Here is a 15,372-nt window from a genome sequence, read left to right on the forward strand (position 1 = left end):
GCTTAGACTCCGCCGATGCCGCCCTTGTGGGCGGCGTGCCCACCCCCGTCCATCAGGCCGCTCATCTGCGCGGTCATGCGAAGGAAACTCCGTCCCGTGAATATCGTGACCCTCCTCCCCTTCATCGTGCTCATCGGGGCCATGTTCCTGATGACGCGCTCCGCCAAGAAGAAGCAGCAGGCGGCGGCGCAGATGCGCAATGAGATGCAGCCCGGCACCGGCATCCGCACGATCGGGGGCATGTACGCCACCGTCAAGGAGGTTCACGACGACGCCGTCCTCCTTGAGGTGGCTCCTGGTGTGCACGCGTTCTACGCGAAGAACTCCGTGGGCGCCGTCCTGGACGACGACGAGTACAACCGCATCGTCCACGGCACGAGCGAAGACCTGAAGTCGGACAACCCCGTCGTCCCGGACGACGCCTCCTCCCTGACCGAGACCGACGAGCCCGCCGACGCTTCCGACGACTCGCCCATCGACCTCGGCAAGAAGGACGCGGACAGCGCTCCCAAGGCCGACGACGCCGAGCCGAAGAAGACCGACGGCGAGTCCGACGCGAAGTAGCCACCACCGGGGACCGTGGGGCGCGCCGCTCGCGCTGCCACGGCCCCCGCAGTGCATGGGTTTCGTGACGGGTCTCGACACCATTTCATGGCCGCCCAACCCGGGAACTCCCCGCTCAGCGATGGGGCAGTGCACGGGACGCGGGGCGGTTGGACAGGGAGAACGAGAAGGTGGCAGCACCTAAGAAGGGCCGAAGGCAGAGCGCCCCGGGCAAGCCGGGCCGCTCTTTGGTCTTCATCCTGATCGCCCTCGTGGCGCTCACCGGGGGGATGTTCCTGTCCGGGAACACCACGCCCCGCCTCGGCATCGACCTCGCCGGTGGCACGAGCATCACGCTCCAGGCGAAGAACGAGCCGGGCCAGAAGAACGCGATCAACCCGACCAACATGAACACCGCGGTCAGCATCATCAACAACCGCGTCAATGGTCTGGGTGTGTCCGAGGCCGAGGTGCAGACCCAGGGCGAAGACAACATCATCGTCAACATCCCCAAGGGCACGAACGAGAAGCAGGCGCGCGAGCAGGTCGGCACGACCGCTCAGCTCTACTTCCGTCCCGTCCTGACGGTGGCCAGCGGTGAGCCCACCCCCGAGCCGTCCGCCAGCTCGTCCGGCAAGGGCAAGGACAAGAGCGCGGACCCGGACAAGGCGACCGAGAAGGGCGACGACAAGGCCTCCTCGACGCCGACCGCCTCCGGCTCGCCCACCTCCCAGGGCCGCGCCGTCACCGACGGCCTGAAGGCCGACGCGACCCCGACGCCGAAGGCCTCGGACAAGGGCAAGGACGACAAGGCGTCGCCGACCCCCACCCCGTCCGCCGACCCGGCCACCGCCGCGCTGCAGAAGAAGTTCACCGAGCTCGACTGCACCGACAAGGCGGCCCGCGGCAAGGTCGGCGACGGCGTCAAGCCGTCCGAGCAGACCGTGGCCTGTGGCAAGAACAACGCGGGCCAGTGGGAGAAGTACGTCCTCGGTCCGGCCGAGCTGAACGGCAAGGACGTCGACGACGCCAAGGCGACGATCAACCAGCAGAGCGGTGCCTGGGTCGTCAACATGGACTTCACGGGCGGCGGCTCGAAGAAGTTCTCGAAGACGACCAGCAAGCTCTCGCAGCAGCAGCCCCCGATGAACCAGTTCGCCATCGTCCTCGACGGTGAAGTGGCCTCGGCCCCCAGCGTCAACACGACGCTGAGCGCGAACGCCGAGATCTCCGGCAGCTTCACCCAGGAGTCGGCCCAGGACCTGGCCAACATCCTGTCGTACGGCGCGCTGCCGCTGACCTTCCACGAGCAGAGCGTCACCACCGTGAGCCCGGCGCTCGGCGGCGAGCAGCTGCACGCCGGTCTGATCGCCGGCGCCATCGGCCTCGCGCTCGTCATCATCTACCTGGTGGTCTACTACCGCGGACTCTCGCTGATCGCCATCGCGAGCCTCCTGGTCTCGGCCGCCCTGACGTACACCCTGATGACGCTGCTCGGCCCGGCCATCTCCTTCACCCTGAACCTGCCCGCGGTGTGTGGTGCGATCGTTGCGATCGGTATCACCGCGGACTCGTTCATCGTGTTCTTCGAACGCGTCAGGGACGAGGTCAGGGAGGGACGCACGCTGCGGCCCGCCGTGGAGCGTGCCTGGCCGCGTGCCCGGCGCACCATCCTGGTCTCCGACTTCGTGTCGTTCCTCGCGGCCGCGGTGCTCTTCATCGTCACGGTCGGCAAGGTCCAGGGCTTCGCGTTCACGCTCGGCCTGACCACGCTGCTCGACGTCGTGGTGGTCTTCTTCTTCACCAAGCCGCTGATGACCCTGATGGCGCGCAAGAAGTTCTTCGCGAACGGCCACAAGTGGTCCGGCCTCGACCCGAAGCGCCTCGGCGCCAAGCCGCCGCTGCGCCGCACCCGCCGCGCCACTGGTTCTGCCGCTGGCCCTGTCGACCCGAAGGAGGCGTGAGATGTCGAAGCTCGGCAATCTCGGCGCCAGGCTCTACCGCGGTGAGGTCGGCTACGACTTCGTCGGCAAGCGCAAGATCTGGTACGGCGTCTCGATCCTGATCACCATCACGGCCATCGTCGGCCTCGCGGTGCGCGGCCTGAACATGGGCATCGAGTTCGAGGGCGGTGCCGTCTTCACCACCCCGAAGACCAGCGTCTCGGTGGCTCAGGCGGAGAAGTACGCGGAAGAGGCCTCCGGCCACGACGCGGTCGTCCAGGAGCTCGGCTCGGGCGGTCTGCGCATCCAGGTCGCCGGTGTCGACACCGCCAAGTCCGACCAGATCAAGGCTGATCTGGCCGAGAACATGGACATGAAGGTCGACTCCATCAACGCCGACCTCGTGGGCCCCAGTTGGGGTGAGCAGATCAGCAAGAAGGCCTGGACGGGCCTGATCATCTTCATGGTCCTCGTGGTGATCTATCTGGCGATCGCCTTCGAGTGGCGCATGGCGCTCGCCGCGCTGATCGCCCTGATCCACGACATCACGATCACCGTGGGTGTGTACGCCCTGGTGGGCTTCGAGGTCACCCAGGGCACGATCATCGGTCTGCTGACGATCCTCGGTTATTCGCTGTACGACACCGTCGTGGTCTTCGACAGCTTGAAGGAGCAGTCGAAGGACCTCACCAAGCAGACCCGGTGGACCTACAGCGAGGTCGCCAACCGCAGCATCAACAGCACCCTGGTGCGCTCGATCAACACCACGGTCGTCGCGCTCCTGCCGGTCGCCGGTCTGCTCTTCATCGGCGGCGGTTTCCTGGGCGCGGGCATGCTCAACGACATCTCGCTGTCGCTGTTCGTCGGCCTCGCGGCCGGCGCATACTCGTCGATCTTCATCGCCACGCCGCTCGTCGCCGACCTCAAGGAGACCGAGCCGCAGATGAAGGCGCTCAAGAAGCGCGTCCTCGCCAAGCGCGCCGCTGCCGCGGCCAAGGGCGAGTCCGCGGAGAGCGCCGCGCAGGACGAGTACGACGAGCCGGACGACGACGAGCCGCAGGACGCCGCCCCCGCGGGCGTCGTCGGCCCGCGCACGCAGCCGGCCTCGCGGGGCCGCGGCCGTGGCCGTCCTTCGGGGAAGCGCCGATGACCGAGCTCGCCGGAACGACGGAGTTGCTGCTCAGCCGCATCCGAGACGTTCCCGATTACCCCGAGCCCGGGGTGATGTTCAAGGACATCACGCCGCTCCTGGCCGACCCGGAGGCGTTCGCCGCACTGACCGAGGCCCTCGCGGACCTCGCCGTGCGGCACGGCGCCACGAAGATCGTCGGCCTGGAGGCCCGCGGCTTCATCCTGGGCGCCCCGGTCGCCCTGCGCGCCGGGCTCGGCTTCATCCCCGTACGCAAGGCGGGCAAGCTCCCCGGAGCGACGCTCAGCCAGTCGTACGACCTGGAGTACGGCAGCGCCGAGATCGAGGTGCACGCCGAGGACCTCGCCGCCGACGACCGCGTCATGGTCATCGACGACGTCCTGGCGACCGGCGGCACCGCCGAGGCGTCCCTGCGGCTCATCCGCCGTGCGGGCGCCCAGGTGGCCGGTGTGGCGGTTCTGATGGAGCTCGGCTTCCTCGGGGGCCGCAGCAAGCTTCAGACGGCCCTGGAGGGCGCCCCGCTGGAGGCCCTCCTCACCGTCTGAGGCGTCTGAGCAGCCACCACGCACACCCTGAGGCGGGCCCGGAGGAATCCGGCGCCCGCCTCAGGTGTTCCTTCTGTAGAGACCTCGGGTCCACCGTGTGGAGACCTCAGGCGTTTCTTCCGTAGAACGCCGTCTCACGAGCTGAGGGCGAGCCGAAGGTCCAGGATCGATACCATGGGCTCTTCGGGGCCTGACCGGGGGACCCGGATCGCACAGGGAGCGCCTCTTGCCAGACGAGTCCAAGGCACTCACCGCCGCCAAGGCCGCAGAGCAGGCCCAGCGCGCGGCGGCCACTGCCGCGCCCGCGAAGAGCGCGCCGCCCGCCAAGGGCGCGACGCCGGCGAAGCAGGAGAGCACGCCCCCCAGCACCAAGCCCGCACCGAGCACACCCGCCGCCGGCGCCCAGGGCGACAAGCCGGCCGCCGATCCGTCGCGCTCCAAGCCGCCCACGGAGGCCCGGGCGGGCAGCACGACGCCCACGCCACGGCCCACCGCGGCCAAGAACGAGCGCTCCGGCTCCTCCAACCGCGTACGCGCCCGCCTGGCCCGCCTGGGCGTCCAGCGCTCCAACCCGTACAACCCGGTCCTGGAGCCGCTGCTGCGGATAGTGCGCAGCAACGACCCCAAGATCGAGACGGCGACGCTGCGCCAGATCGAGAAGGCCTACCAGGTCGCCGAGCGCTGGCACCGCGGCCAGAAGCGCAAGAGCGGCGACCCGTACATCACGCACCCGCTCGCCGTGACGACGATCCTCGCCGAGCTGGGCATGGACCCGGCCACGCTGATGGCGGGGCTGCTGCACGACACGGTGGAGGACACCGAGTACGGCCTGGACACCCTCAAGCGCGACTTCGGCGATCAGGTCGCCCTGCTCGTCGACGGCGTCACCAAGCTGGACAAGGTCAAGTTCGGCGAGGCCGCGCAGGCCGAGACCGTGCGCAAGATGGTCGTCGCCATGGCCAAGGACCCCCGCGTCCTGGTCATCAAGCTCGCCGACCGCCTGCACAACATGCGCACGATGCGCTATCTCAAGCGCGAGAAGCAGGAGAAGAAGGCCCGCGAGACCCTCGAGATCTACGCGCCCCTGGCCCACCGCCTGGGCATGAACACCATCAAGTGGGAGCTGGAGGACCTCGCCTTCGCGATCCTCTACCCCAAGATGTACGACGAGATCGTGCGTCTGGTCGCCGAGCGCGCCCCCAAGCGCGACGAGTACCTCGCCATAGTGACCGACGAGGTCCAGGCCGACCTGCGCGCCGCCCGCATCAAGGCCACCGTCACCGGGCGCCCGAAGCACTACTACAGCGTCTACCAGAAGATGATCGTCCGCGGCCGTGACTTCGCGGAGATCTACGACCTGGTGGGCATCCGCGTCCTCGTCGACACGGTCCGCGACTGCTATGCCGCCCTCGGCACCGTCCACGCGCGATGGAACCCGGTCCCCGGCCGGTTCAAGGACTACATCGCGATGCCCAAGTTCAACATGTACCAGTCGCTGCACACGACGGTCATCGGCCCCAGCGGCAAGCCCGTCGAGCTCCAGATCCGTACGTTCGACATGCACCGCCGCGCCGAGTACGGCATCGCCGCGCACTGGAAGTACAAGCAGGAGCCGTCCGCCGGCGCCGCCTCCAAGGTGCGCACCGACGTGCCGCGCAAGGCCGGTGCCAAGGACGACCACCTGAACGACATGGCGTGGCTGCGCCAGCTCCTGGACTGGCAGAAGGAGACCGAGGACCCCAGCGAGTTCCTGGAGTCGCTGCGCTTCGACCTGTCGCGCAACGAAGTCTTCGTCTTCACGCCGAAGGGCGACGTCATAGCGCTCCCGGCGGGCGCGACCCCGGTCGACTTCTCGTACGCGGTCCACACCGAGGTCGGCCACCGCACCATAGGAGCGCGGGTCAACGGACGGCTCGTACCGCTCGAATCGACCCTGGACAACGGCGACCTGGTGGAGGTCTTCACCTCCAAGGCGGCCGGCGCGGGCCCCTCCCGCGACTGGCTCGGCTTCGTCAAGTCGCCGCGGGCGCGCAACAAGATCCGCGCGTGGTTCTCCAAGGAGCGCCGCGACGAGGCCATCGAGCAGGGCAAGGACGCCATCGCGCGCGCCATGCGCAAGCAGAACCTGCCGATCCAGCGCATCCTCACCGGCGACTCCCTGGTCACCCTCGCGCACGAGATGCGCTACCCCGACATCTCGTCCCTGTACGCGGCGATCGGCGAAGGCCACGTCACCGCGCAGTCCGTGGTGCAGAAGCTGGTCCAGGCGCTCGGCGGCGAGGAGGCCGCCAACGAGGACATCGCCGAGAGCACGCCGCCCTCGCGCAGCCGCAGCAAGCGCCGCGCCAACGCCGACCCCGGTGTCGTCGTCAAGGGCGTCGAGGACGTCTGGGTCAAGCTGGCCCGGTGCTGTACGCCGGTCCCCGGCGACGGGATCATCGGCTTCGTCACGCGCGGCAGCGGCGTATCGGTTCACCGCAGCGACTGCGTGAACGTCGACTCGCTCTCCCGCGAGCCCGAGCGCATCCTCGAGGTCGAGTGGGCGCCCACCCAGTCCTCGGTCTTCCTGGTCGCCATCCAGGTCGAGGCCCTGGACCGCTCGCGCCTGCTCTCGGACGTCACGCGCATCCTCTCGGACCAGCACGTGAACATCCTGTCCGCGGCCGTCCAGACCTCCCGCGACCGGGTGGCCACCTCGCGCTTCACGTTCGAGATGGGCGACCCCAAGCACCTGGGCCATGTGCTCAAGGCGGTCAGGGGAGTCGAGGGCGTGTATGACGTCTACAGGGTGACGTCGGCGCGCAGGCCGTAAACCGGGCCGCTACGTAGAGGGGCTCCCGTACGTGATGTACGGGAGCCCCTCTACGTAGCGTGCGAAAAACTCAGCCGCCGCATGCGGCGGCCGATCTCAGCCGCCGAACTCGTGCAGACCCTTCAGCGCCTGGTCGAGCAGTGCCTGGCGGCCGTCGAGCTCCTTCTGGAGCTTGTCCGCCTTGGCGTTGTTGCCCGCGGCGCGCGCCTTGTCGATCTGCTCGACGAGCTTGTCGACGGCGGCCTGCAGCTGACCGGTCAGACCCTCGGCGCGAGCGCGCGCCTCGGGGTTCGTCCGGCGCCACTCGGCTTCCTCGGTGTCCTGCAGAGCACGCTCCACCGCGTGCATCCGCGCCTCCACCTTCGGCCGCGCGTCCCGCGGGACGTGGCCGATGGCCTCCCAGCGCTCGTTGAGCGTACGGAAGGCGGCGCGGGCCGACTTGAGGTCCTTGACCGGGACGAGCTTCTCGGCCTCCTCGGCCAGCTCCTCCTTCAGCTTCAGGTTCTCCGTCTGCTCGGCGTCCCGCTCCGCGAAGACCGCGCTGCGTGCCGCGAAGAACACGTCCTGGGCGCCGCGGAAGCGGTTCCACAGGTCGTCCTCATGCTCGCGCTGGGCGCGGCCCGCGGCCTTCCACTCGGTCATCAGGTCGCGGTAGCGCGCGGCCGTCGGACCCCAGTCGGTCGATGCGGAGAGAGCCTCGGCCTCGCCGACCAGCTTCTCCTTGGTCTTGCGGGCCTCTTCGCGCTGGGCGTCCAGCGAGGCGAAGTGGGCCTTGCGCCGCTTGGAGAACGCCGAGCGGGCATGCGAGAAGCGGTGCCACAGCTCGTCGTCCGACTTGCGGTCCAGGCGCGGCAGACCCTTCCAGGTGTCCACCAGGGCGCGCAGCCGCTCGCCCGCCGCCCGCCACTGCTCGCTCTGGGCGAGCTCCTCGGCCTCGACGACCAGCGCCTCCTTGGCGTGCCTCGCCTCGTCCGACTGCTTGGCCTTCTGCACCTTGCGCTCTTCACGGCGCGCGTCGACGGTCTCGACGAGCTTGTCCAGGCGCTTGCTCAGGGCGTCCAGATCGCCGACCGCGTGTGCCTCGTCCACCTGCTGGCGCAGGTGGTCGATGGCGGTCATGGCGTCCTTGGCCGACAGGTCGGTCGTCTTCACCCGGCGCTCGAGAAGTCCGATCTCGACGACCAGACCGTCGTACTTGCGCTCGAAGTAGGCAAGGGCCTCGTCAGGAGATCCCGCTTTCCACGAACCGACTTCGCGCTCACTGCCGTCGGCCTTGCGCACGTACACGGTCCCCGTCTCGTCGACGCGGCCCCACGGGTCGCTGCTCACAGCGCCTCCTCCACATGATGCCTGCGCAGGGCCTCGGGGCCCCCGGCATCGTCCACAGTTTCGTCACCGCCAACATAGGCGACCGGCGGGGCGGCTGTCCGCATCCCGCACGTCCGAAGTTTGCCTGCCCGCGGTCAGGATTTCGACACGGTCGCCTTGTTGATGACGACCGTCGCGTTCGGGGCGCCGTCGCCCTGGCCGGTGCTCTCGCCGGCGTCGGCAATCTTCTTGAGCACCTTCATCCCGGAATCGGAAATGGTCCCGAACGGTGTGTAGTCGGGTGGCAGCTGACTGTCCTGGTAGACCAGGAAGAACTGGCTGCCGCCGGTGTCCCGGCCCTTCTTCTCCTGGGCGTTGTACTGGTTGGCCATCGCTACCGTGCCCGCCGGATACACGTTCCCCTTCAGGCTCTTGTCCTTGAGGTTCTCGTCCGGGATCGAGTAGCCGGGGCCGCCCTCGCCGGTGCCCTTGGGGTCGCCGCACTGCAGGACGTAGATGCCGCCCGCGGTGAGCCGGTGGCACTTGGTGTGATCCAGGTAGCCCTTGTTCACCAGGAAGTTGAAGGAGTTGACCGTGTGCGGGGCCTTCGCCGCAGAGAGGTCGAGGCCGATGTCGCCGCAGGTGGTGCTGAGCTTCATCGCGTAGCTCGCCGACTTGTCGATCGTGAGCGCCGGCTCCTTCTTGAAGCTGAGCGGCTTCACCTTGCCGCCCGCGGGCTTCTCGCACGGGTCCGGCTTCGTGGTGGGGCTCGCGTTCGCGTTGTCCTTCGGCTTGCCGTCGTCGTCGAAGGCACCTGCCGCGTACGACACCGCGCCGCCGGCCACCACCACCGCGAGCGCCGACGCGATCACCGCGTTGCGCATCCGCGCCCTGCGTCGCGCGGCCTCCCGGCGCTGCTGCTGCCGCAAGAACTTCTCCCGGGCGAGCTGACGCCGCCGCTGATCGTTGCTGACCACCGGGTTCTCTCTCCTCTGCGTGGATGACCGCTTCTGTGTGCCCCGTACCGTATATGGGTTAGCTGTGGAATCGGGAGCGCCGGTAGGCTCTGATCTGCCGCGATCCTGCGCGGTCACCTCCGCCGGACTACGAACGAAGGACGATCGTGCTCATTGCCGGGTTTCCCGCCGGGGCCTGGGGCACCAACTGCTACTTGGTCGCCCCCGCCGCCGGCGAGGAGTGCGTGATCATCGACCCGGGCCATCAGGCCACCGAGGGAGTCGAGGACGCACTCAAGAAGCATCGGCTCAAGCCCGTCGCGGTCGTCCTCACCCACGGCCACATCGACCACGTCGCCTCGGTCGTCCCGGTCTGCGGGGCACATGACGTGCCCGCGTGGATCCACCCCGAGGACCGGTACATGATGAGCGACCCGGAGAAGGCCCTGGGCCGCTCCTTCGGCGCCCAGCTGCTCGGCGAACTGACCGTGGGGGAGCCCTCCGACGTCAAGGAGCTGGCCGACGGCGCGCGCCTGAAGCTCGCCGGTCTGGACTTCTCCGTCGCGCACGCGCCGGGGCATACGAAGGGGTCGGTGACGTTCCAGTTGCCCGAGTCCGCCGAGGTCCCCTCGGTGTTCTTCTCGGGCGACCTGCTCTTCGCCGGCTCCATCGGCCGCACCGACCTGCCCGGCGGATCGCAGGACGAGCTGCTCGAGTCGCTGGCGCGCGTGTGCCTGCCGCTCGACGACTCGACCGTGGTCCTGCCCGGTCACAACGAGCACACGACCATTGGCCGTGAGCGCGCCACCAACCCGTATCTGCGCCAGGTGGCCGCAGGCCTGGGAGCCGACGCTCCCCGACGAGGAATGTGACGAGAGAAAACCCGTGAGCACCTTCAAGGCCCCCAAGGGCACGTACGACCTGCTGCCGCCGGACTCCGCGAAGTACCTGGCGGTGCGCGAGGCCATCGCCACGCCGCTGCGGAACTCCGGGTACGGCTACGTCGAGACGCCCGGCTTCGAGAACGTCGAGCTGTTCTCGCGCGGCGTCGGCGAGTCCACCGACATCGTCTCCAAGGAGATGTACGCCTTCGAGACCAAGGGCGGCGACCAGCTCGCCCTGCGTCCCGAGGGCACCGCATCCGTGCTGCGCGCCGCCCTGGAGGCCAACCTGCACAAGGCGGGCAACCTCCCGGTCAAGCTCTGGTACTCCGGCTCGTACTACCGCTACGAGCGCCCGCAGAAGGGCCGCTACCGCCACTTCTCGCAGGTCGGCGCGGAGGCGATCGGCGCGGAGGACCCGGCGCTCGACGCCGAGTTGATCATCCTCGCGGACCAGGCGTACCGCGCCCTGGGCCTGCGCCAGTTCCGCATCCTGCTGAACTCGCTCGGCGACAAGGAGTGCCGCCCCGTCTACCGGGCCGCGCTGCAGGACTTCCTGCGCGGGCTCGACCTGGACGAGGAGACACGTCGACGTATCGACATCAACCCGCTGCGGGTCCTGGACGACAAGCGCGACGACGTCCAGAAGCAGTTGGTCGGCGCCCCGATGCTGCGCGACTACCTGTGCGACGCGTGCCAGGCGTACCACAAGCAGGTGCGCGAGCTCCTGACGTCCGAGGGCGTCGAGTACGAGGACGACCCGAAGCTGGTCCGCGGCCTGGACTACTACACGCGCACGACCTTCGAGTTCGTCCACGACGGCCTCGGCTCGCAGTCCGCGGTGGGCGGCGGCGGCCGCTACGACGGCCTGTCCGAGATGATCGGCGGCCCCTCGCTGCCGTCGGTGGGCTGGGCGCTCGGCGTGGACCGCACGGTCCTCGCCCTGGAGGCGGAGGGTGTGGAGCTCGAACTGCCCTCGGCGACCAGCGTGTTCGCGGTGCCGCTCGGCGACGAGGCCCGGCGGGTCCTGTTCTCCAAGGTGACGGAGCTGCGCAGGGCGGGCGTCGCGGCGGACTTCTCGTACGGTGGCAAGGGCCTCAAGGGCGCCATGAAGAACGCCAACCGCAGCGGCGCGCGCTTCACGATCGTCGCCGGTGAGCGTGACCTCGCCGAGGGCGTCGTCCAGCTCAAGGACATGGAGTCCGGGGAGCAGGACGCCGTGGCGGTGGAGGAGATCGTGGCCGTCGTGCAGGGCAAGCTGGCCTGATCGCCCGCGCCCCGAAGGGGCGCGGGGAACCGCGCGACCAGCCACGACGCAGCCGCGGAGAGATCTGTCGACGAGGGCCCCGGGTGCCGCACCCGGGGCCCTCGTCACTGCTCGAGCAAGCCGTGGCGCATCGCACTGGTGACCGCCGCCGTGCGGTCGTCCACCCCCAGCTTCGCGAAGACCCGCAGCAGATGGGTCTTCACCGTCGACTCGGCGACATGCAGCCGCCGGCCGATCTCCGCGTTCGTACAGCCCTCCGCCACCAGACGCAGCACCGCCGTCTCACGCTCCGCGAGCCGTGGCCGCTCCGGGCGCGCACGCAGCTGGTCCACGAGGCGCGCTGCCACCGAGGGGGCAAGGACCGTCTCCCCGCGGGCAGCGGCCCGCACCGCCTCGGCCAGCTCACCCCGGGCCAGATCCTTGAGCAGGTAGCCCGCCGCACCCGCCTCCACGGCCCGCAGGATGTCGCGGTCGTTCTCGTACGTCGTGAGCACGATGACCCGGCAGGGCAGCCCCGCCGCGGCCATCCGCTCGATCGAGTCGGCCCCGCCACCGCCGGGCATCCGCAGGTCCATCAGGACGATGTCCGGCCGCAGCTCGGCGGCCAGCGCCTCCGCCCGCGGCCCGCTCGACGCCTCCGCGACCACGTCCAGGTCCGGCTCGGCGCTCAGCATGGCGCGCAGTCCCTCGCGTACGACGGGATGGTCGTCGGCGAGCACGATGCGGATCACGGGGACGTCCTCTCGGGGATCGGCAGCAGGACGGTGACGGTCGTGCCGTCGCCGGGGCCACTGGCCACCTCCGCGGTGCCCCTGACCTCGGCGGCCCGCCTGCGCAGCCCCCGCAGGCCGTACCCCTGCCGCGGTGCGCCGGCGTCGAAGCCGCACCCGGTGTCCCGCACCGCCAGGGTGAGTGACCCGTGCGCGTAGGCCAGGGCGACGGTCGCCGACGCACCGGGACCGGCGTGCCTGCGTACGTTGGTGAGGGCCTCTTGACAGGAGCGCAGGGCCACCACTTCCAGGCCCGGCGGCAGCGGTCGCACGTCGCCCGTCACGGAGACCTCGGCCTCGTGCCGGGCCGCCAGGCGCCGCATGGCCTCCGGCAGCGAACCGGCGTCCAGGTCGGCGGGCGCGCGGCCCGCGACCAAGGCCCGCGCCTCCGCGAGGTTCTGCCGCGCCGTCGCCTCCATCAGCCCCAGGTGGCGGCGGGCGGCGGGCACGTCACGCGCCAGCTCGGCGTCGACGGCCTGGACGAGCATGAGGACGCTGGTGAAGCCCTGCGCGAGGGTGTCGTGGATCTCGCGCGACATGCGCTCGCGCTCCGCGAGAGCCCCGCGCTCGGCGGAGAGCCGGGTGACCTCCTCGCGGCTCGCCTCCAACTCGGCGAGGAGGTCGGCCCGTTCGTGGCTCTGCTCGATGATGCGGGCGATCCAGGTGCCCATCGCCACCGAGAAGACCAGCGTCACCACGGCGAACACCGAGTTGTAGAAGACGTCCTGCGGCGAAGGCCGCCACAGCAGCGCCCAGCCCGCCACGGGCGCGATGTTGATGACGGTGACCGCCACCGTCGCCCAGCGCGTCCGCAGACAGATGAAGCACTGCGGGACGAGCGCGAAGGCCATCAGGCGCGTCTCGCCGATCAGGACCCCCGGTGGCAGGAACAGCACGGTCGCGCCTGCGATGTAGCTCAGCGCCCGCCGTTCGTCGGTGCCTTCCTCCATGAGCACGCGGCGCCCGAACCACACGTACCAGGGGACCAGGAGCAGGAGAAACCCGGCCGTGGTCAGCCGGACGGGCCACCCCGGCTCCGCCGTGCCGAGCACGAAGACCAGGGTGGCCGCCCACACCACGGCGAAGTACGAGTCCCAGAGGCGGAACGTGCGCAGCCAGATGTGCGCGTCGCGCGGCCCGGCCGCCCCGCTCATCCGTCGCGCCGGTTCTTCCACCGGAAGGTCATCAGACACAGCACCAATCCTCCGACGCACCAGGCGCCGAGCACCAGGGCCACGCGTCCGTACTCCCAACTTCCCGTCTGTTCCAGGATGTTGGCCGACTCCGGCAGGAACACCCCGCGGAAGCCCTGGCACATCCACTTCAGCGGGAAGAGCGCGCCGATGTCCAGCATCCAGTCGGGGATCGTGTCGATGGCGATGTAGACGCCCGAGATGAACTGCAGCACCAGGAAAGGGAGGACGACCACGGAGTTGGCGCTGCGCCCGGACTTCGGGACGCTGCTGATCGCGATGCCGAGCAGCGCGCAGCCGGTGAGGCCGAGGACGAAGACCCAGCCGAAGGTGAGCCACTTGCCCGCGCTCGTCGGCAGCTCGACGTCGAAGAGCGTCACGCCCACGACCAGCAGGGCCACGGTCTCCAGCAGGCCGGTGACCAGGACGAGCCAGATCTTGCCGAGGAAGTACGCGGCAGGCGGCATCGGCGTCCCGCGCAGCCGCCGCAGCACCTTCTCGTCGCGCTCGATGGCGATGGAGACGCCGAGCGACTGGAAGCTGGTGGACATGATGCCCGCCGCGATCATCGCGGCCACGTAGAGCTGCGACGCCGTGATGCCGGCGCCCTCCACGTCGTCGCTGAAGATCGACGCGAACAGGAACAGGAAGACGATGGGGAAGGCGAAGGTGAAGACCACCTGCTCGCGCAACCGGAAGAACTGCCTGAGCTCCATCGCGCCCTGACGCAGGCCGAGCGCCCAGGCCGATGGCATTCGGTGCGGGGGGTGCTCGAAGGGGCGTACGCCCGTGGCCGTGGCCGTCGAGGTCATCGCGCGTCGCCTTCCTGTCCGGTAAGCCGCAGGTACACGTCTTCGAGGGAGGGGCGGCCGATGCGCAGCCGCGGGATCTCGCCGTCGAACCGGGCCGTCAGCTCGGCGACGGTCCGCGTCGGGGTCCCGGTGCGTTCGACGCGCGGGGTCCCGTCCGGGTCGGTCCACTCGACGGTGGCCTCGGTGCCGTAGCGGTGGCGCAGGGCGCCGGGCTCGCCCTCGGCCACCACCCGGCCACCGGCGATCACCGCGAGCCGGTGCGCGAGCGCTTCCGCCTCCTCCAGATAGTGGGTGGTGAGCACGATCGTCGTGCCCTCGTCGGCGAGCCTGCGGATCAGGCTCCAGAACTGGCGCCGCGCGGCCGGGTCGAAGCCTGTGGTCGGCTCGTCCAGGAGCAGGAGTTCGGGGTCGCCGATGACGCCGAGCGCCACGTCGAGCCGGCGGCGCTGGCCGCCCGAGAGGCTCTTGATGCGGCTCGCCGCCTTCTCCTGGAGGCCGACGAGCGCGATGACCTCCTCGGGCCCCCGCGGCTTCGGGTAGTAGCGGGCGAACTGACGTACTGTCTCGCGCACCGTCAGCTCGGCGGGCGCGGACTCGTCCTGCCACACGATCCCGACGCGTGAGCGCCACGCACGCCCGGCGGACGCGGGGTCGGCGCCGAGCACGGCTACCTCGCCGCCGTCCCGCGCGCGGTTTCCCTGAAGGATCTCCACGGTGGTGCTCTTGCCCGCGCCGTTGGGGCCCAGGATGCCGAAGACCTCGCCGTGCCGGATGGCCAGGTCGATGCCGTCCACGGCGGCCACGTCGCCGTAGCGCTTGCGCAGCCCGCGCACGTCCACCGCGAGACCGCCGGTGGCCGCCGTCGTTCCGTCGTCTGTCGTCATGCCGTCGAGCGTCCCGGCGAACCGAACGCTCCGGGACCTCCGCGCGTACCTCCTTATGTCCATCGAACGGTGGACACCCGCGCGCGTGCGGCACAATGTCCGTGCCCGCAGGCCCCCACTCAGCGACGGAACGGCGTGATGAGCAAGACGACCCCGGCAAGCGACAGCCTCCCCGAGCACGACCGCGGGGCAACGGACGCGGACGCCCCACGCGGCGTCGGTGGGAGCCGTGCGTTCGCGCTGCTCCTGGTGATCACGGGTGCGGCGGGGCTGCTGGCGGCGTGGGTCATCACGCTGGACAAGTTCAA

General features: G+C 69.9%; 13 protein-coding genes and 1 pseudogene. 8 read left to right on the forward strand and 6 right to left on the reverse strand.

Annotation, left to right across the window (positions count from 1 at the left end):
- Positions 1-96: 96 nt before the first annotated feature.
- The 5 genes from yajC (at position 97) to ACZ6ZP_RS30645 (ending at position 6,993) form a co-directional block, all read left to right on the forward strand.
- The gene (gene yajC, locus ACZ6ZP_RS30625; RefSeq protein ID WP_351164836.1) at positions 97-564 is read left to right on the forward strand and encodes a preprotein translocase subunit YajC; all 468 of its coding nucleotides are present in this window, start codon (positions 97-99) and stop codon (positions 562-564) included.
- Between the two features lie 170 nt (positions 565-734).
- A complete protein-coding gene (gene secD / locus ACZ6ZP_RS30630) occupies positions 735-2,507 on the forward strand; it encodes a protein translocase subunit SecD (RefSeq protein WP_351164835.1) in 1,773 nt (590 codons plus the stop codon).
- A 1-nt stretch (position 2,508) separates the two neighbouring features.
- Positions 2,509-3,636, forward strand: a complete 1,128-nt coding sequence (gene secF / locus ACZ6ZP_RS30635; RefSeq protein ID WP_351164834.1) for a protein translocase subunit SecF — start codon at positions 2,509-2,511, stop codon at positions 3,634-3,636.
- Positions 3,633-4,181, forward strand: a complete 549-nt coding sequence (locus ACZ6ZP_RS30640) for an adenine phosphoribosyltransferase (RefSeq protein ID WP_351164833.1) — start codon at positions 3,633-3,635, stop codon at positions 4,179-4,181. The genes secF and ACZ6ZP_RS30640 overlap by 4 nt, the downstream gene beginning before the upstream one ends.
- Before the next feature lie 226 nt (positions 4,182-4,407).
- Positions 4,408-6,993 carry a RelA/SpoT family protein gene (locus ACZ6ZP_RS30645; protein WP_361463266.1) on the forward strand — a complete coding sequence of 862 codons (2,586 nt, stop codon included), beginning with the start codon at positions 4,408-4,410 and terminating at the stop codon, positions 6,991-6,993.
- 96 nt (positions 6,994-7,089) lie between these two features.
- Here the strand turns inward: ACZ6ZP_RS30645 and ACZ6ZP_RS30650 are convergent, their stop codons facing one another.
- Both ACZ6ZP_RS30650 and ACZ6ZP_RS30655 read right to left on the reverse strand, forming a co-directional pair.
- The gene (locus tag ACZ6ZP_RS30650; RefSeq protein ID WP_351164831.1) at positions 7,090-8,322 is read right to left on the reverse strand and encodes a DUF349 domain-containing protein; all 1,233 of its coding nucleotides are present in this window, start codon (positions 8,320-8,322) and stop codon (positions 7,090-7,092) included.
- Positions 8,323-8,456: 134 nt separating this feature from the next.
- A complete protein-coding gene (locus tag ACZ6ZP_RS30655; RefSeq protein ID WP_351164830.1) occupies positions 8,457-9,278 on the reverse strand; it encodes a peptidylprolyl isomerase in 822 nt (273 codons plus the stop codon).
- A 146-nt stretch (positions 9,279-9,424) separates the two neighbouring features.
- Between ACZ6ZP_RS30655 and ACZ6ZP_RS30660 the strand changes: the two genes are divergently transcribed.
- Together ACZ6ZP_RS30660 and hisS are read left to right on the forward strand one after the other, a co-directional pair.
- Positions 9,425-10,129 (forward strand): MBL fold metallo-hydrolase, encoded by a 705-nt coding sequence (locus ACZ6ZP_RS30660; RefSeq protein ID WP_351164829.1) that lies wholly within the window; start codon positions 9,425-9,427, stop codon positions 10,127-10,129.
- 13 nt (positions 10,130-10,142) lie between these two features.
- Positions 10,143-11,405 (forward strand): histidine--tRNA ligase, encoded by a 1,263-nt coding sequence (hisS, locus tag ACZ6ZP_RS30665; RefSeq protein ID WP_366465235.1) that lies wholly within the window; start codon positions 10,143-10,145, stop codon positions 11,403-11,405.
- Positions 11,406-11,509: 104 nt separating this feature from the next.
- On the opposite strand, the gene ACZ6ZP_RS30670 is transcribed toward hisS, so the two are convergent.
- Genes ACZ6ZP_RS30670 through ACZ6ZP_RS30685 form a run of 4 tightly spaced genes read right to left on the reverse strand, consistent with a single transcriptional unit; the run spans position 11,510 to position 15,064 of the window.
- Complete coding sequence (locus ACZ6ZP_RS30670; protein ID WP_361463270.1) at positions 11,510-12,136, reverse strand: response regulator transcription factor; 627 nt, start codon at positions 12,134-12,136, stop codon at positions 11,510-11,512.
- The gene (locus ACZ6ZP_RS30675) at positions 12,133-13,329 is read right to left on the reverse strand and encodes a sensor histidine kinase (RefSeq protein WP_399980635.1); all 1,197 of its coding nucleotides are present in this window, start codon (positions 13,327-13,329) and stop codon (positions 12,133-12,135) included. The genes ACZ6ZP_RS30670 and ACZ6ZP_RS30675 overlap by 4 nt, the downstream gene beginning before the upstream one ends.
- Entirely contained in the window at positions 13,326-14,180 is an 855-nt protein-coding gene (locus ACZ6ZP_RS30680; RefSeq protein ID WP_399980340.1) for an ABC transporter permease, read from the reverse strand. Before ACZ6ZP_RS30680 ends, ACZ6ZP_RS30675 begins: the two co-directional genes overlap by 4 nt.
- Positions 14,177-15,064, reverse strand: a complete 888-nt coding sequence (locus ACZ6ZP_RS30685; protein ID WP_366465241.1) for an ABC transporter ATP-binding protein — start codon at positions 15,062-15,064, stop codon at positions 14,177-14,179. Before ACZ6ZP_RS30685 ends, ACZ6ZP_RS30680 begins: the two co-directional genes overlap by 4 nt.
- A 138-nt stretch (positions 15,065-15,202) precedes the next feature.
- Here ACZ6ZP_RS30685 and ACZ6ZP_RS30690 point away from each other — a divergent pair.
- Positions 15,203-15,372, forward strand: a pseudogene (locus tag ACZ6ZP_RS30690) (vitamin K epoxide reductase family protein); the annotation flags it as partial.

The sequence above is a fragment of the Streptomyces sp. NPDC054047 genome, assembly GCF_055585065.1.

Bases quoted from the DNA above. Each gene is read 5' to 3' on its own strand.
- secF (WP_351164834.1), top strand. From the start codon at position 2,509: ATGTCGAAGCTCGGCAATCTCGGCGCCAGGCTCTACCGCGGTGAGGTC.
- ACZ6ZP_RS30640 (WP_351164833.1), top strand. From the start codon at position 3,633: ATGACCGAGCTCGCCGGAACGACGGAGTTGCTGCTCAGCCGCATCCGA.
- ACZ6ZP_RS30675 (WP_399980635.1), bottom strand. From the start codon at position 13,329: ATGAGCGGGGCGGCCGGGCCGCGCGACGCGCACATCTGGCTGCGCACG.
- ACZ6ZP_RS30680 (WP_399980340.1), bottom strand. From the start codon at position 14,180: ATGACCTCGACGGCCACGGCCACGGGCGTACGCCCCTTCGAGCACCCC.
- ACZ6ZP_RS30685 (WP_366465241.1), bottom strand. From the start codon at position 15,064: ATGACGACAGACGACGGAACGACGGCGGCCACCGGCGGTCTCGCGGTG.